The following is a 22,611-nucleotide window of genomic DNA, read 5'->3' as shown; positions in this document are numbered from 1 at the left end:
CGGCGGCGCCCGTCAGGCGGCTTCGGGCACGCGCCAGAACGCGCGAGCGCCCTCCGGCAGGGTCTCCAGCACCTGGTCCAGAGCGGCCGCATCCATGTTTCGGCGCAGGGCCTGGGCGACATCGGCAATGCAGGTGTCCGGCGCGAAATTGTGGTGGGTGCGCAGGCCCTGGGCGTCCTTGGTCATGACGGTACGATCCGCGAACGCCAGCGGCGCGGTGTCCGTGTCCCAGTCGGCGACGAAGATCGCCCGCAGCACCGGCGGCAGCACATTGGCGAAGCGGATCGCGTCCCGCACATTGAGGCGGGCGCGGAAGGCGCGCAGCACGCCGTCCACCATGGTGTAGGTCTGGTTGCGGGTGGTCAGGCCCGAGGTGTCGCGGGCATCGGCCAGGAAGCGCTCGAAGTCCTCGGTGGCGTGCTGGATGGCCATGGGGATGGGCATGACGGAGGGCCTGCGGGTCTGATGGCCGGGTGCCGCCTGCGATAGCGCATCCCATGTGTGCCTGCCAAGATCGGGTGCAGGGCAGGGGCGGTCGTCTCAGGCGCAAGGGGACCGTGCAATGTCCGCACAGTGCCGGATCGGCGAAGCCCGCCGACGTCCCGTGTGCCCTGGTTAGTCCCGATCCGGCGCCCCGAGGGGGAAGTAGCTGCGGAACGGACGGCCGCCATCCACGGCCCGGGCAACGGACGGGCGGGCCAGCAGCCGGGCGCGGTAGGCGCGCAAAAGCGGGTAGCCACCGGGGATCTGGTAGGTCCAATCGGCATAGAACAGGGACGGCGCGGCGGCGCAGTCCGCAAGGGTGAAGTGCTCGCCCGCCGCCCAACTCCGGCCGGCAAGATGGGTTTCGAGCCAGCCATAGGCGCGCTCAAGACGCGCGGTGGCGATGGCCAGGCCCTCGTCGCTCTTGATCGGCAGTTTCCCCAGCTTGGCTTCCACCGCGACCTGCATGGCCTCCATCACATGCAAGTCGAAGAAGCGATCGAGGAAGCGCACCTCCAACGCCGCCATCGGGTCGGTGGGCAGCAGAAGACGGGGGCCGGGGTAAACGATCTGCAGGTATTCGATGATGATGCTGGTCTCCGCCACGTCCCGTTCGCCGTCGACCAGCAGGGGAAACTTGCGCAGCGGCCAGCGACGCAGCCATTCCGCGACGTTCGCCGCAGACTCCGGGTCGATGCTGCGGAACGCGAAGGGTGTCTCGTTCTCATAGAGGGCGATCAGAGCCTTCTGCGTATAGGACGAGAAGGGGTGGCCGTAGAGTGCCAGCGACATGGATGCGTCCGTCCCTAAACTACTTGCAGAGTGCAAGTGGTTTCACCATATGCAAACAGCTTGCATGTCGCAAGCGGACTCCATGAGGATCCTCAGTGGCGCAGACACAACGATCCGGCTGCCCCATCAATCTCACGCTCGAACAGCTGGGAGATCCGTGGAGCCTGATCGTCATCCGCGACCTCATGTTCGGCAACCGGCGCAGCTATGGCGCACTTTTGTCCCAAAGCGAGGAGGGCATCGCGTCCAACATCCTCTCCAGCCGGCTCAAGCGGTTGGTCCAGTCGGGACTGCTGACGCGCAGCGATGATCCGAGCCATCGCCAGAAAGGAATCTACGCCCTCACCGAAGCGTCCATCCAATTGGTGCCGCTGCTGGCCCACATGGGGGCGTGGGGGCGCCGGCACACTGCCGCGAGCGAAACGCTCTCGGTTCGGGCCGAACTGCTGGAGGCCGGCGGTCCAGACCTGTGGCGCGCCTTCATGGACGAACTCCGCCACCTGCATCTGGGCGCGCCACGCCCGGCGCGCTCCGTCTTCGCCGAGCTTCAAGCCGCGTACGAGGCGGCGATCTCGAAAGGTGCAGCGGACGGAGCCCAAGGGGACTGAGGTCCAGCAACACGGAAGCGCCGCCACCGGCAGCGGATCGGTACCCTACCGCCGCCGCACCGGCCGGATCGGGGTTTCCAGGCGATCGCGCACCGTGTCGAGGGAGCGGAGCAGGCCGTTGACCCGCTCGGCGAAGGCCGCCCGCAGGTCCACCGCCGCTTCGGGGAAGCCTTCCAGCACCCGCAGGAAGGTGCTGCGGGGAATGCGCATGACGGTGGCGGGCTCCAGCGCCACCGCGGTGGCGGGGCGGGGGCGGTCCAGGATCAGCGCCATCTCGCCGATCAGGGCGCCGGGCAGGGCCTCGCAGGCATTGCGGCGCTTGCCGGCGCGCTCGGAAAACACCTCCACCCGCCCGGTCATCACCACATAGCCGCAGTCGGCGGCGTCCCCCATGCGGAACAGCACCTCGCCTGATGCCACGGCGCGCTGCTCGGCGCTGATGGCCAGAATGCGCAGCGCCTCCGGGGAGAGCACACGGAAGGTGGGCACACCCTGGAGCAGCACGACATCCTGGTCGAGACTCACGCGCGGCTCCTGGGGATGGCGGGTGGGGTCACGGGACGAGCTTGTAGCCCCCGGACTGGGTGGCCAGCAGGGTGGGGTTGGAGGGATCGGGCTCGATCTTCTGCCGCAGGCGGTAGATGTGGGTTTCGAGCGTGTGGGTGGTCACGCCGGAATTGTAGCCCCACACTTCCTGCAGCAGGGTCTCGCGCGCCACCGGGCTTTTGCCGGCGCGGTAGAGATAGCGCAGGATCGCCGTTTCCTTCTCGGTGAGGCGGATCTTGGAGCCGCGATCGGTCAGCAGCATCTTGGCGCCGGGCCGGAAGCTGTACGGGCCGATGGCGAACACCGCGTCCTCGCTGGCCTCGTGGCTGCGCATCTGGGCGCGCAGGCGGGCGAGGAGCACCGCGAAGCGGAACGGCTTGACGATATAGTCATTGGCGCCCGCTTCCAGGCCCATGATGGTGTCCGAGTCGGTATCGTGCCCGGTCAGCATGATGATGGGGGCCTTGAAGCCGTTCTTGCGCATCTGCCGCACGGCATCGCGCCCGTCCATGTCGGGCAGGCCCACGTCCATGATCACCAGATCCACGGCGCCGTTCTTGGCGGCATCCATGGCCGCCTGGGCGCAGTCCGCCGGAATGGCCTCGAACTCGTCCTGGAGCGCGAGCTGCTCAATCAGCGCTTCGCGCAGTTCGGGGTCGTCCTCGACCACCAGAATCTTCCACGCATTCGCCATGCAAACCTCCGTTACCCTGTTCGCCCTTGCGGGGCTTGCGGGCACGCGAATCGCGCAAGTACATCACGCTCGGGGATTCGCGCAAATTTGCCCAGTGAAACTGAGCGCTAGGGGTATTATATTACGTGATGACGACGCAACTTCCTGTGGGGATCGCGAAACTGGTGGTCCGCCGCCTGCCGGGCAGCCGCCATCGCGGGGTTCTGACGGCGGGGGGGCTGGCCATTCCCGTGGCGCTGGGGCGCTCCGGCGTCGCCTTCGACAAGCGCGAAGGCGACGGGCGCACCCCGGCGGGGGTCTGGCGCATCCTGCGGGTGCTGTATCGGGGGGACCTGAGGCCCCGCCCGGCCACCCGGCTGCCCGCCGCCCCCATCGGCGTCGATGACGGCTGGTGCGACGACCCGGACGACCGGCGCTACAATTGCCCGGTGACGGTGCCCCCGGACAGCTTGCCCTTTGCGCCCTCCCACGAGCGGCTGAGGCGGGATGATTGGCTGTATGACCTCCTGCTGGTGCTTGACCACAACACCCGCCCCCGGGTGCGGCGACGGGGCTCGGCGATCTTCATCCATCAGGCGCGGCCCGGTTACCTGGCCACGGAAGGATGCGTCGCGCTGGCGCCCGCCGACATGCGTCGCCTGCTTACCCGGCTGAGGCCGGGGGCGCGCATCATCATTTCGTGAGTCCGCTGGGGAAGGCGGCATGAAGGGGGCGTGCTTTTCTTTGGAGAAAGTCCAATGATATAAATGCCTCCTCACGCGCAGAGGCGGTGCGCCGGCCGCCGGGCGCCCGCTGGTGCGGCATGGGAGACCGTTTTCGGCGGCCCTGGGAGGGGGCGCCTGTACACAACCGGCTGGGGCTTCGACCGGGAGACGTTGCCCCGTCCGGCCTGACGCCGCCGTTCAAGAGTGCCGCAAGAGTCCGTCCAGGATCCCGCCCTCGCTTTGGATGAAACCCCGCCGATGCCCATGAGAGACCAGCGCCCCGTTTCCGTCGGGCTCTTCGTCACCTGCCTGGTGGATACCATGCGCCCCAGCGTCGGCTTTGCCGCCGCGCGCCTGCTGGAGCAGGCCGGGTGCGAGGTGAACGTGCCGCGCCAGACCTGCTGCGGCCAGCCGGCCTTCAATTCCGGCGACCGGGTCACCACCCGAGCCCTGGCCGAGCAGACCATCGCCGCCTTCGAGACCTTCGATTATGTGGTGGTGCCGTCCGGCTCCTGCGCCGGCATGATCAAGAGCCACTATCCCGAACTGTTCGTGGGCGAGCCGGACTGGGCCGGGCGGGTGGACCGCTTCTGCGCCAAGGTGTTCGAGCTGGTGTCCTTTCTCACCGACGTGCGCCGCGTGACCCATGTGACCGCCGCCTTCGACGGCACCGTGACCTATCACGACAGCTGCTCGGGCCTGCGGGAGCTGGGCATCCAGGCGCAGCCGCGCAAGCTGCTGGCCTCGGTGGAGGGGCTGACGCTGACGGAAATGCCCGACAGCGACGTGTGCTGCGGCTTCGGCGGCACCTTCTGCGTGAAATATCCCGACATCTCCAACGCCATCGTCGAGAAGAAGACCGCCAACATCCTGGCCAGCGGCGCCGACACGTTGCTCGCCGGCGATCTCGGCTGCCTGATGAACATGGCCGGCAAGCTGCAACGGGACGGCCGGGCGGTGAACGTGCGCCATGTGGCGGAAGTGCTGGCGGGGGTGGGCGAGACGCCCGCCATCGGCCAGCCGCCACGCAACGGAGAGGGGAGCCGGTCATGAGCGTCCACATCACCTCGCCGGACTTCAAGGAAAATGCCCGCAAGGCCATGGCCGATGCGCCTTTGCAGGAGGCGCTGGCCAAGGTGGGGCCGGGCTTCATCGGCAAGCGCGCCGCCGCCGCGGCCAAAATGCCGGAGTTCGAGGCCCTGCGCGACAGCGCGCGGGACATCAAGAACCATACGCTGGCCCATCTCGATCTCTATCTGGAGCGGTTCGAGACCAAGGCGCGGGAAGCCGGCGGCCATGTGCATTTCGCCGTGGATGCGGCGGAGGCGCGCGACATCGTGCTGCGCATCTGCCGGGACCTGGGCGCCAAGACCGTCACCAAGGGCAAGAGCATGATCTCGGAAGAGATCGCGCTCAACGACCATCTGGAAGCCAACGGCATCGAGCCGGTGGAGACGGATCTGGGCGAATATCTGATCCAGATCCGCGGCGAGGGGCCGTCCCACATCATCGCCCCGGCCATCCATCTCAACAAATCCCAGGTGGAGGCGGATTTCCGCCGGGTCCACACGCATCTGGCGCCCGAGCGCAACCTCTCAGAGCCCACCGCGCTGCTCGCCGAGGCGCGCGGAGAGCTGCGCCAGAAATTCCTGGTGGCGGACGTGGGCATCACCGGCGCCAATTTCCTGGTGGCGGAGACCGGCACCTCGATCATCGTCACCAATGAGGGCAATGGCGACCTCACCCAGACCTTGCCCAAGGCGCACATCGTGCTGGCCTCCATCGAGAAATTGGTGCCGACCCTGGAGGATGTGAGCCAGTTGCTGCGGGTGCTGGCGCGCTCGGCCACCGGGCAGGAGATGAGCGTCTACACCACCTTCTCCACCGGCCCCCGCCGCGCCGACGACGTGGACGGGCCGGGCGACTATCATGTGGTGATCCTGGACAATGGCCGCTCCGCCATGCTGGCCGGGCAGTTGCGCGAGATGCTCCGCTGCATCCGCTGCGGCGCCTGCATGAACCATTGCCCAGTCTATCATGCGGTGGGCGGGCATGCGTATGGCTGGGTCTATCCCGGCCCCATGGGCGCGGTGCTCACCCCCTCGCTGATCGGCATCGACAAGGGCCGCAACCTGCCCAATGCCTCCACCTTCTGCGGCCGGTGCGAAGAGGTGTGCCCGGTGCGCATTCCGCTGCCCAAGCTGATGCGGCACTGGCGGGAGAAGGAATTCGAGCGGCATCTGACCCCGGCGACCCAGCGCTATGGCCTGGGGCTGTGGGCATTCGTGGCCACGCGCGGCTGGCTGTATCGGCCGGCCACCCGCCTTGCCATGGCGGCGATGAAGCTGGCCGGACGCAGCAAGGGGCGGTTTTCGTCCTTGCCGCTGGCTGGCGGCTGGACCAAGCATCGGGACTTTCCAGTACCGGAAGGTGACACCTTCCAGGCCCAATGGGCCGCCCGCAAGGCGGGCAAGTGAACGCGGCCGAGTGAGTGTGGCCAATTGAGCGCGGCCCTCAGGGCGGCGCACGCGTGCGGGTCGATGGCCCGTCTTCTTCTGCGTGTCGGAGTTGAGTGCCCGTGACTGCTTCCCGTGATGTCGTCTTCGGTTCCATCCGCCGGGCCCTGGGGTCCACCGGCAAGGAAGCCCCCCGCGTGCAGGACGTGGCCGACCGCATCGCCGGCCATCCGCGCGGCGTGATTCCGGCGCGGGCGCAACTGGCCCCCGCCGCGCGGCTCGACCTGTTCAAGGCCATGGTGGAGGCGGCCGCCGCCACCCTCGACCATCTGCCCGACGCCGCCGCGGTGCCCGATGCGGTGGCTGCCTATCTGCGCGACCGCAATTTGCCCATGACCATCCTGCGCGGTGGTGATGCGCGCCTGGCCAATCTGCCCTGGCACACCCAGCCGACCCTCGACGTGTGGATCGGCGCCTCCGACGGGCGGCAACTGGCCGGCCTGTCCCATGCCTTCGCCGGCATTGCGGAATCCGGCACAGTGGTGATGCTGTCGGGGCCGGACAATCCCTCGACGCTGAACCTCCTGCCCGATCACCATCTGGTGGTGGTGAATGCCGCCGATGTCACCGGCACCTATGAGGATGTGTGGACCTCCATCCGCGCGGTCTACGGTCCCGGCACCTTGCCGCGCACGGTGAACTGGATCACCGGCCCGTCCCGCTCCGCCGACATCGAGCAGACCTTGCTGCTGGGCGCCCACGGGCCGCGCAGCCTGCACATCCTGCTGGTGGGCGATGCGCCTGCGGTGGATCTGACATGAGCGGCGCCATCGGCCCGCTGCGCAACCGCGTCGATCCGTTCGGCGACATTGCCGCCCATCCCGCCCGTGGCCTGCTGATGGGCAATCGCGGCGGACGCATCCATGATCCGCACACCCGCACCCTCACCGGGCGGGCGTGGGTGTCGCGGCAATGGATCTGCTGCGCGCTCACCTTCCGCGATCGCCGCCGCGCGGTGATGGGGGAGGGCTATACGGAGCTGTTCTTCCTCGACGAGGTGGTGGCGTTCGCCGCCGGCCACCGGCCGTGCTTCCAGTGCCGGCGCGTGGCGGCGGACGCCTTTTCCGCCGCCTGGGCCAAGGCCGAGGGCACGCTGCCGCCGGGCGCGGGCGAGATGGATCGCCGCCTGCACGCGGAGCGCCTCCAGGGCACCCGTCGCCGCCGCCATCCCAAGCTGCTGAAGGATCTGCCGAGCGGCGCGGTGTTCGCGGGCGATGACGGTCCGGTGGCGGTGAAGGACGGGCATCTGCTGCGCTGGAGCTTCTCCGGCTGGCACGCTATGTCCGGCGGCCCGGCGCCCACCGACACGGTGCCGGCGCTGACCCCGCCGGTGGTGCTGAATGCGCTGGCGGCGGGCTATGCGCCGCTGTGGCATCCCAGCGCGGCGCTGATTTCCGCCCGCGAGTGATGCCCCCGCGCCACGCACCTCTGGAAAAGTGCCGGCTTGGCAGGAGCGGAATGCGACAGAACCGTGTCCGGGGCGTTGCTCATAGCTGCAAATGTGGTCAGAAACGCTGAGCAATAGACGGTGACTCCATGACGTTCCGGCCCCGCTTGGTATTTTCGCGTTTGGTCCCTTTTCTTTTGGCGGTGCTGCTGCTGCCGGTGGTGCTCCAGGGCAGCGCCCAGGCGCAGACCGGCCCGCGGGTCTATCTGATGCGCGGCCTCGCCAATGTCTTCTCCACCGGGCTGGATGCGCTGTCGGATAAGATGCGGGCCAAGGGCATCGCCTCCAACGTCTATGAATATGGCGCTTGGCCGCAACTGGCGCAGGATGCGGTGGCGTGGTCCAAGGCCCATGGCAAGGCGCCGGTGGTGATCGTGGGTCATTCGCTGGGCGCGGATGCGGCGGTGGAGATGGCCGAGCGCATGACCGCGCTGGGCGTGCCGCCCCGCCTGGTGGTGACCTTCGATCCGGTGGGGGTGACGCAGGTGGGCCGCTCCGGCGGGCGCTTCGTCAATTACTACCAGTCCAACAACGGCTTCGGTAAACGCCTCACCACCGGGCCGGGCTTCTCCGGCGTGCTGGTGAACCGCAATGAGGATGCCGCCGCCGCCCAGGGGCTCGACCATTTCAACATCGAGAAGTCCGACGCGCTGCATCGGGACGTGATCGCCATGGTGCAGGCGCTGGGCCGCGCCAAGCCGCGCCCCAAGCCGGCACCGGTTGTCACCGATCCCGCCGCGCCGTCCGCGTCCACCGGCGCGCCGGTGGTCAGCGGAAGCGCCCCGGCCCGTCCCGCCGCCGAGACCGTGAGCGCCACGCTGCCCCGTCCCGCCGGCTCCAACTGACCCCCGGCGGACGCGGCGGGCTCAGAGCGTGAAGACGCGCAGCCCCGCCGCCACCGCCACCGCCGCCAGAACCGCGAGAAAATCGCTGCGGGTGAGCTTGGTCACCACGAAGGCGGTGACCAGCCCCGCCGCCATGGCCTTGTCGCCATGCACGGCGGTGGGCGCGACGATGGCCACCAGCACCGCGCCGGGCAAGGCATCGAGCACCTTGCGCACCCGCGGGGTCAACGGCACCAGCCGCATCAGGAAGAAGCCGGCGGTGCGGTTGAACAGCGTTGTGACCGCCATCACGCCGATGGCCAGCAGGGTCTGAGGATCCACCAGGCTAGTCATCGGCAAATCCCCCCGCCAGGGCGCCGGTCACCGCGCCGATGACGATGAACCACCAGCCGGGCACCAGATAGGACGCGGTCACCGACACCGCCGCCGCCACGCCCCAGCCCACCGCCTCGCGCCGGCCCTTCCAGTTGGGCACCAGCATGGCGACGAAGAAGGCCGGCACCACCAGGTCGATGGCGAAGCGCTTGGGATCGGGAATGCCGCCGCCGATCACCTGCCCCGCCACGCTGGACAGCACCCAGAACACCCAGGTGATGAGGCCGGAGCCGATATAGAAGCCCGCATCGCTGCCGCCCTTGGCGCGATAGCGCATGGCGGCGGCCCAATTGTTGTCCGCCAGCAGGAACAGGGACGGATAGGCCTGCCAGCCGGGCAATTCGCCGAGCCAGGGCCGCATGGAGGCAGCCATCAGGAAATGGCGCATGTTGATGGTGAAGGTGAGCAGCGCCAGCGCCAGCAGGCCGGCGGGGGTCCAGGTCTGCGACCACCCCTCCAGCGCCACCATCTGCGCCAGGCCCGCGAACACCAGCCCGCTGGACAGCGCCGTTTCCAGAGCGGTGAAGCCCTTCTGGGCGGCGGCGGCGCCAAACGCCATGCCGAATACCGCTAACCCCGGCATCAGCGGGATCATGACGCGGGCACCATGGAGGATGCCGGCGCGGGAAATATGGACGGGCGAAGGGGAGGGGTCGGTCATGACAGCCATGCGGGGAAGGTGCCCCGCTTATGCCGGACGAGATCCCAGGCGCCAACCCGATTTCACCTCCGCCACCTGTTATCCGGGCGACTGCGGCTCGAACAGGTGTTCCAGTCCGGCATCCCAGGGCGGCACCGAGCCATAGAGGGCGGCGAGATGGTCGATGAACACCCGCACCTTCTGCGGCAGGAATCGCCGCGAGGGATAGACCGCGAACACCCCCACCCGGTGCGAGGCGCGATAGGCCGGCAGCACCACTTGCAGCGCGCCGCTGCTCAGCTCCGGCCCCACGTCCCAGGTGGAACGCAAGGCGATGCCTACCCCGGCCAGCACCGCCTCGCGCACCACTTCGTTGGAATTGGTGCGCAGCGGGGAATGCACGCGCTGCGTCACCGGCCCGTCGGGGCCTTGCAGCCGCCAGGGGTCCTGGCCGTGGGTGGCCAGCAGCACATGGTCGGCGAGATCCGTGAAGGCGCGGGGAATGCCCGCCTGCGCCAGATAGGCCGGGGTCGCGCACAGCACCCGGTGCACCGGGGCGAGGCGCCGGGCCACCAGGCTGGAATCGGTGAGGTCGGCAATGCGCACGGCGATGTCGAAGCCGTCGCCGACGATATCCACGAAGGCGTCGGAGAGTTCCAGATCCACCATCAGCTCGGGATTGGCATTGAGCAGCGGGCCGAGATGGGGGGCGATGTGCAGCCGCCCGAACGAGGTCGGCGCGGACACCCGCAGCAGCCCGCGCGCCTCCGACGAGCGCCGGGCCAATTGCATCTCGGCCTCTTCCACCGAGGCGAGGATGGCCACCACCCGGTCGTAAAAGCCTTGCCCGGCCTCGGTCAGCGTCACCTTGCGGGTGGTGCGCTGGAACAGCCGGGTGCCGAGCCGCTCCTCCAGCCGCTGCACCCGCTTGGACACCACGGGCGGGGAGAGGCCCAGTTCGCGCCCGGCGGCGGAGAGGCCGCCGGTGGTGACGATGCGGGCGAAGATTTCCAGATCGCCCAGATTGCCGATCATCGGCCGCACCTCGGGCGAGGAGCGGCGGGCGGGAGCGGTTGGATCGCGTCGGATTGTTTCCATGGCGAATTTGATTTTAGCCGCTACGGCAACAATCAGCGACAGCTTTTCGCATCGAAACGATTATAGTTCGCGCAACGAGAAACATTCTAGGGACGAACCGCCATGACGGGCCTCAGGCTGCCGGAAGCGGATGCGGGGGTGCTGGCCCGCCGGGACGAGATCATCGCCGCGCTGCGCGCCATCGTGCCCGGCGAAGGGGTGATCGCCCAGGAACATGAGATGCGTCCCTACGAATCGGACGCGCTCACCGCCTATAAGCAACTGCCTTTGGTGGTGGTGCTGCCCTCCGACACCGCCCAGGTGGCCAAGGTGCTGCGCTATTGCCATGACAACGGCATTCGCGTGGTGCCGCGCGGCGCCGGCACGTCGCTGTCCGGGGGCGCGCTGCCGCTCTCCGACGCCGTGCTGCTGGGCATGGGCAAGTTCAACCGCGTGCTGGATATCGATCTGCCCAACCGCTGCGCCGTGGTGCAGCCGGGCGTGACCAATCTCGGCATCACCAAGGCGGTGGAGCAGGAGAATTTCTATTATGCCCCCGACCCCTCCTCGCAGATCGCCTGCACCATCGGCGGCAATGTGGGCGAGAATTCCGGCGGCGTGCACTGCCTGAAATACGGCCTCACCACCAACAATGTGCTGGGGGTGGAACTGGTGCTGATCTCGGGGGAGATCATCCGCCTCGGCGGCAAGCATCTGGACCCCGGCGCGCTGGACCTGCTCAGCGTCATCGTCGGCTCGGAGGGGCTGCTGGGGGTGGTCACCGAAGTCACCGTGCGGCTGCTCAAGAAGCCGGACACCGCCCGCGCCGTGCTGGTGGGCTTTCCCACCTCCGAGGATGCGGGCGAATGCGTGGCCCGCACCATCGCCGCCGGCATCATCCCCGCCGCCATCGAGATGATGGACCGCGACGCCATCGCCGCCGCCGAGGCATTCGTGAACGTGGGCTATCCGCTGGATGTGGAAGCCCTGCTGATCATCGAGCTGGACGGCCCCGAGGCGGAATGCGTGCATCTGCTGGAGGAAGTCACCGCCATCGCGCAGGCCTGCAACGCCGCCACCTTGCGGGTCTCCACCAGCGAGGAGGAGCGGCTCGGCTTCTGGGCCGGGCGCAAGGCCGCCTTCCCGGCGGTGGGCCGCATCTCGCCGGACTATCTGTGCATGGACGGCACCATCCCGCGCAAGCAATTGCCCAAGGTGCTGGCGCGCATGCGCGAACTCTCCGAACACTATGGCCTGAAGTGCGCCAACGTCTTCCATGCGGGCGACGGCAATCTGCACCCGCTCATTTTGTATGACGCCAACAAGGGTGAGATGGACGCGGCCGAATCGTTCGGCGCCGACATCCTGCGCCTGTGCGTGGAGGTGGGCGGCGTGCTCACCGGCGAGCACGGGGTCGGCGTGGAAAAACGCGACCTGATGCCGGTGATGTTCAATGAGGTGGACCTAGCCCATCAGCAGCGGCTGAAATGCGCCTTTGACGACCAGGGCCTGCTCAATCCCGGCAAGGTGTTTCCCACCCTGCACCGCTGCGCCGAAATGGGCCGCATGCATGTGAGCGGCGGCCAGGTGCCGTTTCCCGATCTTCCCCGCTTCTGAGCGCCGGCTTCCTCATGTCCGACATCATCACCATTGCCGACGAAGCCACGCTTGCCGAGGCAGTGACCGCCGCGCTCAGGGAGAACACCACCCTGGACATCGTCGGCCGCGGCTCCAAGCGCGGCCTCGGCCGGCCCAGCCAGACCGACCGTACCCTGGATGTGTCCGGCCTCTCCGGCGTCATGCTCTATGAGCCGGAGGAACTGATCCTCTCCGCCAAGGCCGGCACGCCCATGGCGGAGATCGAAACGCTGCTGGCCGAGCGCGGCCAGATGCTGGCGTTCGAGCCCATGGATTACGGCCCGCTGCTGGGCGGTGCGCCGGGGGCCGGCAGCATCGGCGGGGTGTTCGCCTGCAATCTGTCCGGCCCGCGCCGCATCAGCCACGGCGCCGCCCGCGACCATGCGCTGGGCGCCCGCGCGGTGTCGGGGCGGGGCGAGGTGTTCAAGTCCGGCGGCCGGGTGGTGAAGAATGTCACCGGCTACGACCTGCCGCGGCTGCTGGCCGGCTCCTACGGCACCTTGGGGGTGCTGAGCGAAGTCACCCTGAAGGTGCTGCCGCGCCCCGCCACCCAGGAAACCGTGATCCTGCCCGGCGTGACGCCGGAGACCGCCGGCCGGGCCATGAGCGCGGCCATGGGCTCCTCCTGCGAGATTTCCGGCGCCGCCTTTTTGCCCGCCGGCATCGGCGCGCGCATTCCCGCGCTCGACGTGGACGGCCCGGTGGTGGTGCTGCGCCTGGAGGGGGTGGCCCCCTCGGTGCGGGCGCGCCGCGCCATGCTGATCTCCGTGCTGATGCCGTTCGGCGCGGTGGAGGCGATCGACGACGAGCCGTCACTGGCCCTGTGGGCGGCGATCCGCGATGTGCAGCCCTTCGCCGGCACCGGCGATCGCGCGGTGTGGCGCCTGTCCACCGCCCCCGCCGGCGGCCCACTGCTGGCGGCCAAACTCGCCGCCGATCTCGGCGCGGAAGCCTTCTGCGACTGGGCCGGCGGGCTGATCTGGCTGCTGCTGCCCGGCGAAGCAGCCATGGGCGATCAGGTGCGCGCCACCCTGGCTCCCTTCGGCGGCCACGCCACCTTGGTGCGCGGCACTCTGGCCGAGCGCATCGGCACCCCGGTGTTCCAGCCTTTGGAGAGCGCCCTCGGGGCTCTGACCGCGCGGGTGAAGCATAGCTTCGACCCCAACGGCCTGCTCAACCCCGGCCGCATGTATGCGGGGGTGTAAGATGGGCCGTGAACCGAGATTTTTCATGACCGCTCCGGAGCCGCACGCGGCGGAGGTTCGCTAGCATCATGCAGACCACATTCTCCCTGGCCCAGCTGGCCGATCCGCATGTGGCGGAATCCGAGAAGATCCTGCGCGCCTGCGTGCATTGCGGCTTCTGTACCGCCACCTGCCCCACCTATGTGCTGCTGGGCGACGAGCTGGATAGTCCGCGTGGGCGGATCTATCTGATCAAGGACATGCTGGAGAATGACCGCCCCGCCACGCAAGAGGTGGTCAAGCATGTGGATCGCTGCCTGTCCTGCCTGTCCTGCATGACCACCTGCCCCTCCGGCGTGCATTACATGCACCTGGTGGACCATGCCCGCGCCCATATCCACCAGACCTACCAGCGGCCATTCTTCGACCGCCTGAACCGCGCCCTGCTCGCCGCCATCCTGCCCTATCGCGACCGCTTCCGCTTTGCGCTCGCCGGGGCCGCGCTGGCCAAGCCGCTGGCGCCGGTGCTGGATCTGATCAAGCCGCTGCGGCCCATGGCGGCCATGCTGCGCCTCGCGCCCGGCTTTCCCAAGGGACGCGCCCCCAGCGAGATGCCCGGCACCCATGCGGCCACCGGCCCCCGGCGTGCCCGCGTGGCGCTGCTGGGCGGCTGCGCCCAGCCGGTGCTGCGGCCGGAGATCGACGAAGCCGCCATCCGCCTGCTCAACCGCTTCCAGGTGGAGGTGGTGCGGGTGGAGAAGGAAGGCTGCTGCGGCTCCCTGGTCCACCATATGGGCCGCGAGGAGCAGGCGCTGGCCCAGGCCCGCGCCAATGTGGATGCCTGGACCGCCGAGATCGAGGGCCAGGGGCTGGATGCCATCCTGGTCACCGTGTCCGGCTGCGGCACCACCATCAAGGACTACGGCTATATGCTGCGCCTCGACCCCGCCTATGCGGAGAAGGCGCGGCGGGTCTCGGCCTTGGCCAAGGACATTTCCGAATATGCGGCCACCCTCGGCCTGCCCGTGGCGGAGCGGCCCATGGGCCACAAGGTGGCCTACCATGCCGCCTGCTCGCTGCAGCACGGGCAGAAGGTCAAGGGCCCGCCGGCACAGTTGCTGCGCACGGTGGGGTTCGAGGTGGCGGAACCCTCCGAGAGCCACATCTGCTGCGGCTCGGCCGGCACCTACAACATGCTCCAGAGCGAGCTGGCGGTGCAGTTGCGCGACCGCAAGGTGGCGAACATCGAGAAGCTGGCCCCCAGCATCATCGCCGCCGGCAATATCGGCTGCATGACCCAGATCGGCTCCGGCACGGACCTGCCCATCGTCCATACGGTGGAATTGCTGGACTGGGCCACTGGCGGCCCGGTGCCCGGCCCGGTGGCGGCGGCGGGGCTCCACGCGGCGGCGTGAAATAATCGGTCCGGCATTGTTGCCGGGCCGGCAAAAGTCAATTGGCCGGCGCGGGCGTTCCCTTGGGCGCCGGCCCCGTCTATCTGCGCCATGCCATCATGGCCCCGCGCCTTCAAGGCCAGGATCACACATGCCCCACCCGTTCGATCTTTCCGTCTATCTGGTCACCGATCCCCGCCTCACCGAGGCGCGCGGCCTGATCGAGACCGTGGAACAGGCGGTGGCCGGGGGCGCCACCCTGGTGCAGCTGCGCGATCCCGACGCCAAGGGCCGGGCGCTGGCGGAACAGGCCCGCGCCCTGCTGGATGTGCTGGCCCCCAAGGGCATTCCCCTCATCATCAATGACCGGGTGGATGTGGCCGCCGCGGTGGGCGCCCAGGGGGTGCATCTGGGCCAGGACGACCTCGATCCCGCCGCCGCCCGCGCGCTTCTCGGCCCGCAGGCCATCATCGGCCTGTCCATCGGCACGCTGGACGAACTGACCGCCTCCAACCTCGCCCCGGTGGACTATGTGGGCTGCGGCCCGATCAAGGCCACCGGCACCAAAAGCGATGCGGGCTCAGCCATCGGGCTGGAGGGCTTCGCCTTCCTGCGCGCCCACATTCACCTGCCCATGGTGGGCATCGGCGGCCTCGCGCTGGAGGATGCCGCCGACGTGATCCGGGCCGGGGCCGATGGCGTGGCCGTCGTCTCCGCCCTTTGCGCCGCCCCCGACGTCATGTCGGCCGCCGCGCACCTGCGGGCCGCGGTCAAGGCCGCCCGCGCCGAAGGCCGCTCGGCCTGACGCTTTTGCCGCTTTCGCCTCTCTCGTTTTGTCCTCCAGAGGAGACCGACATCATGTCGACCCCCGCGCTCACCCTTCCTACCGGCGTTGCCATCACCGGCGCGCTCGCCCCGCGCTATGAGGAGGTGCTCACCTCCGAGGCGCTGGCCTTCGTGGCCGAACTGCACCGCACCTTCGACGCCACCCGCCTGGACCTGCTGGCCAAGCGCACCGCGCGTCAGGCCCGCTTCGATGCCGGCGAACTGCCGGACTTCTTAGCTGAGACGAAGGCCATCCGCGACGCGGAGTGGACCATCGCCCCGCTGCCGGCGGATCTGCAGGATCGCCGGGTGGAGATCACCGGCCCGGTGGACCGCAAGATGATCGTCAATGCGCTGAACTCCGGCGCCAAGGTGTTCATGGCCGATTTCGAGGATGCCTCCTCGCCGCTGTGGTCGAACATGATCGAGGGCCAGCTGAACCTGAAGGATCGCTGGGCCGGCCAGATCGACTTCCACGATGCCTCCAACGGCAAGGACTACAAGCTCGGCGCCAATGCCGCCGTGCTCATCATCCGCCCGCGCGGCTGGCATCTGCCGGAAGCCCACATGACCGTGGACGGCGCCGTCGTCTCGGGCGCGCTGTTCGATTTCGGCCTCTATGCCTTCCACAATGCCAAGGCGGCGCAGGCGCAGGGCTCGGGCTGCTATTTCTACATTCCCAAGACCGAGAGCCATCTGGAAGCCCGGCTGTGGAACGACGTGTTCACCCTGGCGGAAACCCGCCTCGGCCTGCCGGCCAAGTCGATCAAGGCCACCGTGCTGATCGAGACCTTGCCGGCGGTGTTCGAGATGGACGAGATCCTCTACGAACTGCGCGACCACATGGCCGGCCTCAATATCGGCCGCTGGGACTACATCTTTTCCTTCATCAAGCGCCTGGGCAAGAATGCCCGCTTCCTCACCCCCGACCGCGGCCGGATGGTGATGAGCGAGGCATTCCTGAAGTCCTATGGCGCGCTGCTGGTGAAGACCTGCCATCGCCGCCAGGCCTTCGCCATGGGCGGCATGGCCGCGCAGATCCCGGTGAAGAACGACCCCGCCGCCAATGACGCCGCCTTCGCCAAGGTGCGCGCCGACAAGGAGCGCGAGGCCGCTTCGGGCTGCGACGGCACCTGGGTCGCCCATCCGGATCTGGTGCCGGTGGCCATGGAGGTGTTCAATCGCCTGATGCCCGCCGCCAACCAGCTGGGCACGCTGCGCGCGGACGTCCACGTGACCCGCGACGACCTGCTGCTGATGCACGAGGGCGCCCGCACCGAAGCGGGCCTGCGCGAGAACATCCGCGTCGGCGTGCAATATATCGAGGCGTGGCTGCGCGGCCGCGGCGCGGTGCCGCTGTACAACCTCATGGAGGATGCGGCCACCGCCGAGATCAGCCGCGCGCAGATCTGGCAGTGGATCCATCTGCAAGCCAAGCTGGACGACGGCCGCACCGTCACCGGCGCGCTGTTCACCAGCTTGCTGGAGGACGAAATGGCCAAGCTGCGCGAGGTCCTCACCCCGGCCGTCTATGACAAGGGCCGTTTCCCCGAAGCCATCAAGCTGTTCTCGGACATGACGCTGGCCAGCAGCTTCGAGGAATTCCTCACCAATCCGGCCTACAAGCTGGTGGCCTGATCCCGGCTCCCCCGGACGGCGGTGGCGCCGTCCGGGGGTACCTGTTACGAAAAATTCATGCGGCGCGCCCTTATCGTGCCGCCTCGTCATGCGCATATGCCGGCCGTACCGTGGTGCAACCTTCCCTAACGGAGGGTGCCCCTGACCCTGGACCGGAGACGCAAGATGACTCCCGAGGAACGTGCCCTCATTGATGGCCTGTTCGACCGCATGCGCGGCGTGGAAGGCCAGCCGCGCGACGCGGAAGCCGAGGCACTGATCGCACGCCGGCTCAGCGATGCCCCGCACGCGGTCTACACCTTGTCCCAGACCGTCCTGGTGCAGGAGCATGCGCTCCAGCAGGCGGCCGCCCGCATCGAGGAACTGGAAGCGCAGGCCAAGGCCGCTGCGGCGGCGCCCGCCCCGAGCGCCGGCAGCTTCCTGGGCAATCTGCTCGGCGGCGGACGCTCCACCTCGGTGCCCACCGCCGGCGCGCGCCCGGCCGGCGGCCCCATGGGCCTGCCGCAGGGCTATAATCAGCAGGCCTCCGGCTATGGCCAGCAGCAGCCCAACAACCCCTGGGGCCAGCAGAACTCCGGTCCGCAGGGCTATGGCCAGCAGCCGATGCCCCAGCGCGGCGGCATGTTCGGCGGTGGCGGCGGTGGCGGCGGCTTCCTGAGCGGCGCCTTGACCACGGCGGCCGGTGTGGCAGGCGGCGCGCTGCTGTTCGAAGGCATCAAGGGCCTGATGGCCGGCGGCACCGGCGCCATCGCCCAGCAGGCGGCGACCGCTTTGGAAGCCCCGGCGGCCGCGGTGGGTGATCTTGCCGGCCAGGCCCAGGATGCGCTGGGCGGGGCCACCCAGAGCGTAGCCGACGCGGCTGCGCCTTGGACAGCGGCCGACCCTAGCGTGACCGACACCGGCGGCTCCGACGCCAATTACGACACCGCCAGCCTGGATGACGGCGGCGACTGGGGCGGCGACGGCGGCGACGATTCCAGCTGGACCTGATCGGGTCTGAGCGGGCGGTGAGACGGCCTTCGGGCGCCCCCCGCATGGGCGGTTGCCCACTGGAACGGCCGTCTCTCCAGCCGGTGCTGACCTCTCCCCCCCTTGCGGGGGAGGGGGATGGTTGCCCGGGGCTTTGTTTGGAGCAGATCCTAGCCCCCAACCGACGTTCCTGGCCAACCGGCGCCATTGAGGCGCGGGGAACCCTCCCCCCTTGCGGCAGGGGAATCGCATTTGGCAGTTGTCGATTTTGGCGAAACGGATTCGATTGGTGGGCGGCGTAGAGGAGGCGCCGCCGATGTCCTGTTTGATCTCGATCTTCGACGACATCCCCGATCCGCGTGCCGGTAATGCGCGTCATCGTCTGGCGGATATCCTGGTTCTGGCGGTGGCATCGGCGCTGTGCGGCGGCGAAACCTGCGTCGACTTCGCCCAGTTCGCCCGATCCAAGCACACGGTGATGGTGCAACTCCTCGGCGCCTATGATCCGCCGAGCCACGACACCTTCAGCCGCGTCCTGCGGCTGCTCGATCCGACCGCGTTCCAGACCGTGTTCGCGCGCTTCGCGGCGGCGTTCGCGGCCGATCTCGAGGGTGTGGTGGCGATCGACGGCAAGGCGTTGCGGCGCGCCTATGAGGCCGGGCTGGCGACCAGCCCGCCACTGATGGTGACGGCCTGGGCCAGCGGGGCACGGCTGGCGCTGGCGGCGGCAATGCCCGGTGCAGGCGAGAACGAAGTGGAGGCCGCGCTCGCCGTCGTCGCCTGCCTGGATCTGTCCGGCCATGTGGTGAGCGCCGACGCGCTCCACTGCCACAAGCGCATGGCTGCGGCGGTGCTGGAGCGCGGCGGCGACTATGCCCTTTGCCTGAAGGGCAACCAGTCCAAGCTGCTGCGCCAGGCCCGCGCCCATCTGGCCGCAGACGAACAGGCGCCATGGGCCGAGACGACCGAGGCCGCGCACGGCCGGCCGGAACGACGCCGGGCGCGGGTGGTGCCGGCGACGGGGTTGGGCCGCGATGTCGGCTTTCCCGGCGTGGCCGCCGTCGCCGAGATCACCGGCCAGCGCGGCGCGGCCGCACCCAAGCGCCGGCTCTACCTCCTGTCCACGCTCATGAGCCCCGAGCGCGCACTGACCGTCGTGCGCGCCCATTGGTCGATCGAGAACAACCTGCACTGGATGCTCGACGTGATCATGGGCGAGGACACGCTGAGATCCCGCCGCGACCATGCTCCGGCCAATCTCGCCATCGTCAATCGCTGGGCCCTCAACATCGCCAACCGGATCGACGACCCAAAGACCCCCATCCGAAGGCGCTTCAAGCGCTGCGCATGGGAAGACGACTACCTCATCCGAGCCCTCGCCCATATGCGATAGCCCTGCTTGCGGGGGAGGGCAGGGAGGGGGGTGAAACGGCCGGCGCCCGGTGGCCGCTCAGGCACCGTTCCCCCACCCACACGGGCGCATTCACGCCACCGCGAACAAGGGCCGCTCGCGGCGCAGTTCCTCGGCGATCACCTGTTCCACCTCGGCCAGCGCCGGAGGGCGGGTTTCGCTGCGGCCGTAGAGCGCGAATTCGAAATGCGGCAAGGGCGGGGTGCCCAGGTCGCTCACCATCATCAGGTCCGAGCGCAGCGCGCGGGCGGAGCGCACGGTGATGCCGAGGCCGGCGCCCACCGCCGCCATCACGCCCGGCAGGCTGGGGCTGGTGAGGGCGATGCGGAAGGCGCGCCCCGCCGCGGTGAGCGCGGAAATGGCGGCGCTGCGGAAGATGCAGGGGCTCTCGAACAGCAGCAGCGGCACCGGCTCGTCCGGGTCCAGGCGCAGATGCCGGGCGCCGATCCAGCACATCTGCTCGCGCAGGATGACGCGGGCGGGCAGGTCGCTCTCCACCCGATAGCCGGCGGCCAGATCCAGTTCGCCGCCGCGCAATTTCTCGATCATGGTGGCGGTGGTGCACACCCGCACGGTGATGGGCGCGCCGGGAAAGGCGCTGGCCAGGCGGGCCAGGATGCGCTGCAAGGTCAGCTCGCCCACATCCTGCACGAAGCCCAGGCGCAAGGGCTGTGAGAAGGCGCCATGCACATGCTGGCCCAGCACCCGGTCGTTGAGATCCAAGAGGCGGCGGGCATCGTCCAGGAAGCCGGCGCCGCGGGCGGTCACCACCACCCCGCGCCCCTTGCGCTCGATCACCGCGAAGCCGAGCTGTTCGGACAGGCGATCCATCTGCAGGCTGATGGCCGATTGGGTGCGGCCCACCCTTTGGGCGGCGGCCGACACCGTGCCCAGCTCCGCCACGGCGGCGAAGCTGCGCAACAGATCCAGGTCGAGATTGCGAAGGCTCATTGTATGAGGTTCGCAAAATCGTCGATCAATATCAATCAATTTTTCTCATGAAATGAGGAGGCATAGGGTCTCGCCATCGAAACCGGAGGCCGCCATGCCCATTCTCAATGTGAAGCTGTCCCAGTCGCCCGCCCTGACCCCCGCCGTCATCGGCAAGGTGGCGGCCACCCTCTCCCGCCTCACCCACGCCATCCTCGGCAAGGATCCGGCCCTGACCGCAGTGGCCATCGACCTGGTGCCGGCGAGCCAATGGTTCGTGGGCGGGACGAGCCTTGCCGATGCGCAGCAGTCCAGCTTCTGGCTGGATATCGTCGTCACCGAGAGCACCAACACCAAGGATGAGAAGGCGGCCTATGTGCGGGCGGTGTTCGCGGCCATGGGCGACCTGCTGGGGCCGGTCGCTGCGGAAAGCTACGTGCTGGTGCGGGAAGTGAAAGCCGATGCCTATGGCTACGGCGGCCGCACGCAAGAGGCGCGTTACGTGGAAGCAAAGATGAAAGTTGCGTAAATAAAGATGAACGCAACGTAAACGAATAAAATTCTCAAATCGCCATTTCGCTAACGCCCCTTTTACCTGCGCTGTCTATGGTGATGGTCATAGTAAGCGTTGCGTATAGGTTGCGTCTCATGAGTGTGGTGCGTAAGGGGGCGCCCCGACGGGCGCCCCGCCTTTCTGGCGAGACCTTCGGGGCCGAGGCTATCCGCGAGGTGGTCCGTGACCAGATCCTGGTGGGGGACTGCATCGCCGAACTGGCGAAGCTTCCGCCCCGCTCGGTGGATATTGTGTTCGCCGATCCCCCCTACAATCTTCAGCTTCAGGGCGAACTGAAGCGCCCGGACGAAAGCCGCGTGGATGCGGTGGACGATGCCTGGGACCAGTTCGCCAGCTTCGAGGCCTATGACACCTTCACCCGCGCCTGGCTGCTGGCGGTGAAACGGGTGATGAAGCCGGACGCCACCATCTGGGTGATCGGCTCCTATCACAACATCTTCCGGGTCGGCGCCATCATGCAGGATCTGGGGTTCTGGATCCTCAACGACGTGGTGTGGCGCAAGGCCAACCCCATGCCCAATTTCCGCGGCCGGCGCTTCACAAATGCCCATGAGACCCTGATCTGGGCGGCGCGCGATCCCGGCGCCAAGGGCTATGTGTTCAATTACGAAGCGCTCAAGGGCGGCAATGAGGATGTGCAGGTGCGCTCCGACTGGCTGCTGCCCATCTGCACCGGCGGCGAGCGCCTGAAGGATGCCAATGGCCGCAAGGTCCATCCCACCCAGAAGCCGGAATCGCTGCTGGCGCGGGTGCTGATGTCCGCCTCCAAACCGGGCGATCTGGTGCTGGACCCGTTCCTGGGCTCGGGCACCAGCGCGGCGGTGGCCAAGCGCCTGCGCCGCCATTATGTGGGCATCGAGCGCGACGAGGGCTATGCGGAAGCCGCCCGTGCCCGCATCGACGCCATCGAGCCGTTGCCGGAAGCCGCCCTTGCCGCCCCGCCGAGCGCGCGGGAAGCCCCGCGCGTGGCGTTCTCGGCTCTGGTGGATAGCGGCCTGGTGACGCCGGGCGTCGAACTCACCGACGCCAAGGGCAATGTCCGGGCCGTGGTGCGGGCAGACGGCACCATCGCCTTGGTCAATGAGGCCACCACCTCGGTGGGCTCGATCCACCGCATGGGGGCGCTGGCGCAGGGCGCTGCGGCCTGCAACGGCTGGACCTTCTGGCATGTGGAGCAGGAAGGCCGCCGCCATCCCATCGACACGCTGCGCGCCCGCCTGCGCGCCGAAATGGGTATTCGCTCGGAAGAGTGAGCGGGGTTTTCCCAGTCTGAAATACAGGTCTGAAACACAGACGGGCGGCGCGCGGACCTCCAAGTCCG

The 22,611-nt window shown here is 68.5% G+C and carries 24 protein-coding genes; 16 read left to right on the top strand and 8 right to left on the bottom strand.

What is annotated here, in order from left to right; all coding sequences use genetic code 11:
* Positions 1-12 precede the first annotated feature (12 nt).
* Complete coding sequence (locus AAG816_RS15005; protein ID WP_341990461.1) at positions 13-444, bottom strand: DUF2267 domain-containing protein; 432 nt, start codon at positions 442-444, stop codon at positions 13-15.
* A 171-nt stretch (positions 445-615) separates the two neighbouring features.
* On the bottom strand, positions 616-1,275 hold the full coding sequence (locus AAG816_RS15000) for a glutathione S-transferase family protein (RefSeq protein ID WP_341990460.1): 660 nt from the start codon (positions 1,273-1,275) through the stop codon (positions 616-618).
* Between the two features lie 95 nt (positions 1,276-1,370).
* On the opposite strand from AAG816_RS15000, the gene AAG816_RS14995 reads away from it, so the two are divergent.
* Positions 1,371-1,883 (top strand): helix-turn-helix domain-containing protein, encoded by a 513-nt coding sequence (locus tag AAG816_RS14995; RefSeq protein ID WP_341990459.1) that lies wholly within the window; start codon positions 1,371-1,373, stop codon positions 1,881-1,883.
* A 45-nt stretch (positions 1,884-1,928) separates the two neighbouring features.
* On the opposite strand, the gene AAG816_RS14990 is transcribed toward AAG816_RS14995, so the two are convergent.
* Positions 1,929-2,408: a cyclic nucleotide-binding domain-containing protein gene (locus AAG816_RS14990; protein WP_341990458.1), complete on the bottom strand. Its 480-nt coding sequence runs from the start codon at positions 2,406-2,408 to the stop codon at positions 1,929-1,931.
* 28 nt (positions 2,409-2,436) lie between these two features.
* The gene (locus AAG816_RS14985) at positions 2,437-3,123 is read right to left on the bottom strand and encodes a response regulator transcription factor (RefSeq protein ID WP_341990457.1); all 687 of its coding nucleotides are present in this window, start codon (positions 3,121-3,123) and stop codon (positions 2,437-2,439) included.
* A gap of 128 nt (positions 3,124-3,251) precedes the next feature.
* Between AAG816_RS14985 and AAG816_RS14980 the strand changes: the two genes are divergently transcribed.
* From AAG816_RS14980 to AAG816_RS14955, 6 genes are all read left to right on the top strand, one after another.
* Positions 3,252-3,806: a L,D-transpeptidase family protein gene (locus AAG816_RS14980; RefSeq protein ID WP_341990456.1), complete on the top strand. Its 555-nt coding sequence runs from the start codon at positions 3,252-3,254 to the stop codon at positions 3,804-3,806.
* 285 nt (positions 3,807-4,091) lie between these two features.
* Positions 4,092-4,880, top strand: a complete 789-nt coding sequence (locus tag AAG816_RS14975; RefSeq protein WP_341990505.1) for a (Fe-S)-binding protein — start codon at positions 4,092-4,094, stop codon at positions 4,878-4,880.
* Entirely contained in the window at positions 4,877-6,304 is a 1,428-nt protein-coding gene (locus AAG816_RS14970; protein WP_341990455.1) for a LutB/LldF family L-lactate oxidation iron-sulfur protein, read from the top strand. The genes AAG816_RS14975 and AAG816_RS14970 overlap by 4 nt, the downstream gene beginning before the upstream one ends.
* A gap of 101 nt (positions 6,305-6,405) precedes the next feature.
* Positions 6,406-7,104, top strand: a complete 699-nt coding sequence (locus AAG816_RS14965) for an LUD domain-containing protein (RefSeq protein WP_341990454.1) — start codon at positions 6,406-6,408, stop codon at positions 7,102-7,104.
* Positions 7,101-7,751 carry a hypothetical protein gene (locus AAG816_RS14960; RefSeq protein WP_341990453.1) on the top strand — a complete coding sequence of 217 codons (651 nt, stop codon included), beginning with the start codon at positions 7,101-7,103 and terminating at the stop codon, positions 7,749-7,751. The genes AAG816_RS14965 and AAG816_RS14960 overlap by 4 nt, the downstream gene beginning before the upstream one ends.
* A 161-nt stretch (positions 7,752-7,912) precedes the next feature.
* Positions 7,913-8,635: a thioesterase domain-containing protein gene (locus tag AAG816_RS14955; RefSeq protein ID WP_341990452.1), complete on the top strand. Its 723-nt coding sequence runs from the start codon at positions 7,913-7,915 to the stop codon at positions 8,633-8,635.
* Between the two features lie 21 nt (positions 8,636-8,656).
* Here the strand turns inward: AAG816_RS14955 and AAG816_RS14950 are convergent, their stop codons facing one another.
* The 3 genes from AAG816_RS14950 to AAG816_RS14940 form a co-directional block, all read right to left on the bottom strand.
* The gene (locus AAG816_RS14950; protein WP_341990451.1) at positions 8,657-8,968 is read right to left on the bottom strand and encodes an AzlD domain-containing protein; all 312 of its coding nucleotides are present in this window, start codon (positions 8,966-8,968) and stop codon (positions 8,657-8,659) included.
* Positions 8,961-9,671, bottom strand: coding sequence for an AzlC family ABC transporter permease (locus tag AAG816_RS14945; RefSeq protein ID WP_341990450.1), 711 nt, complete (start codon positions 9,669-9,671; stop codon positions 8,961-8,963). Before AAG816_RS14945 ends, AAG816_RS14950 begins: the two co-directional genes overlap by 8 nt.
* Before the next feature lie 78 nt (positions 9,672-9,749).
* The gene (locus AAG816_RS14940) at positions 9,750-10,685 is read right to left on the bottom strand and encodes a LysR family transcriptional regulator (RefSeq protein ID WP_341990504.1); all 936 of its coding nucleotides are present in this window, start codon (positions 10,683-10,685) and stop codon (positions 9,750-9,752) included.
* A gap of 165 nt (positions 10,686-10,850) precedes the next feature.
* On the opposite strand from AAG816_RS14940, the gene AAG816_RS14935 reads away from it, so the two are divergent.
* The 7 genes from AAG816_RS14935 (at position 10,851) to AAG816_RS14905 (ending at position 19,768) form a co-directional block, all read left to right on the top strand.
* Positions 10,851-12,344, top strand: a complete 1,494-nt coding sequence (locus tag AAG816_RS14935) for an FAD-linked oxidase C-terminal domain-containing protein (protein WP_341990449.1) — start codon at positions 10,851-10,853, stop codon at positions 12,342-12,344.
* Positions 12,345-12,358: 14 nt separating this feature from the next.
* Positions 12,359-13,570, top strand: coding sequence for a glycolate oxidase subunit GlcE (glcE, locus tag AAG816_RS14930; protein ID WP_341990448.1), 1,212 nt, complete (start codon positions 12,359-12,361; stop codon positions 13,568-13,570).
* A 68-nt stretch (positions 13,571-13,638) separates the two neighbouring features.
* On the top strand, positions 13,639-14,964 hold the full coding sequence (gene glcF / locus AAG816_RS14925; RefSeq protein ID WP_341990447.1) for a glycolate oxidase subunit GlcF: 1,326 nt from the start codon (positions 13,639-13,641) through the stop codon (positions 14,962-14,964).
* Between the two features lie 130 nt (positions 14,965-15,094).
* Positions 15,095-15,748 (top strand): thiamine phosphate synthase, encoded by a 654-nt coding sequence (gene thiE, locus AAG816_RS14920; RefSeq protein ID WP_341990446.1) that lies wholly within the window; start codon positions 15,095-15,097, stop codon positions 15,746-15,748.
* A gap of 53 nt (positions 15,749-15,801) precedes the next feature.
* The gene (aceB, locus tag AAG816_RS14915; RefSeq protein WP_341990445.1) at positions 15,802-17,406 is read left to right on the top strand and encodes a malate synthase A; all 1,605 of its coding nucleotides are present in this window, start codon (positions 15,802-15,804) and stop codon (positions 17,404-17,406) included.
* A gap of 165 nt (positions 17,407-17,571) precedes the next feature.
* Positions 17,572-18,396 (top strand): DUF2076 domain-containing protein, encoded by an 825-nt coding sequence (locus AAG816_RS14910; protein WP_341990444.1) that lies wholly within the window; start codon positions 17,572-17,574, stop codon positions 18,394-18,396.
* Positions 18,397-18,634: 238 nt separating this feature from the next.
* Complete coding sequence (locus AAG816_RS14905) at positions 18,635-19,768, top strand: ISAs1 family transposase (protein WP_341990443.1); 1,134 nt, start codon at positions 18,635-18,637, stop codon at positions 19,766-19,768.
* Positions 19,769-19,858: 90 nt separating this feature from the next.
* Here AAG816_RS14905 and AAG816_RS14900 read toward each other — a convergent pair whose 3' ends face one another.
* Entirely contained in the window at positions 19,859-20,737 is an 879-nt protein-coding gene (locus AAG816_RS14900) for a LysR substrate-binding domain-containing protein (protein ID WP_341990442.1), read from the bottom strand.
* Positions 20,738-20,831: 94 nt separating this feature from the next.
* On the opposite strand from AAG816_RS14900, the gene AAG816_RS14895 reads away from it, so the two are divergent.
* Both AAG816_RS14895 and AAG816_RS14890 read left to right on the top strand, forming a co-directional pair.
* Positions 20,832-21,245, top strand: a complete 414-nt coding sequence (locus tag AAG816_RS14895; RefSeq protein WP_341990441.1) for a 4-oxalocrotonate tautomerase family protein — start codon at positions 20,832-20,834, stop codon at positions 21,243-21,245.
* Between the two features lie 119 nt (positions 21,246-21,364).
* The gene (locus AAG816_RS14890) at positions 21,365-22,543 is read left to right on the top strand and encodes a site-specific DNA-methyltransferase (protein ID WP_341990440.1); all 1,179 of its coding nucleotides are present in this window, start codon (positions 21,365-21,367) and stop codon (positions 22,541-22,543) included.
* Positions 22,544-22,611 lie beyond the last annotated feature (68 nt).

It is taken from the genome of Azorhizobium sp. AG788, from assembly GCF_943371865.1.
Taxonomy (GTDB): Bacteria; Pseudomonadota; Alphaproteobacteria; order Rhizobiales; family Xanthobacteraceae; genus Azorhizobium.
The sequence above is the reverse complement of the archived record's forward strand: the minus strand, read 5'-3'. Positions and strand labels throughout refer to the sequence as shown.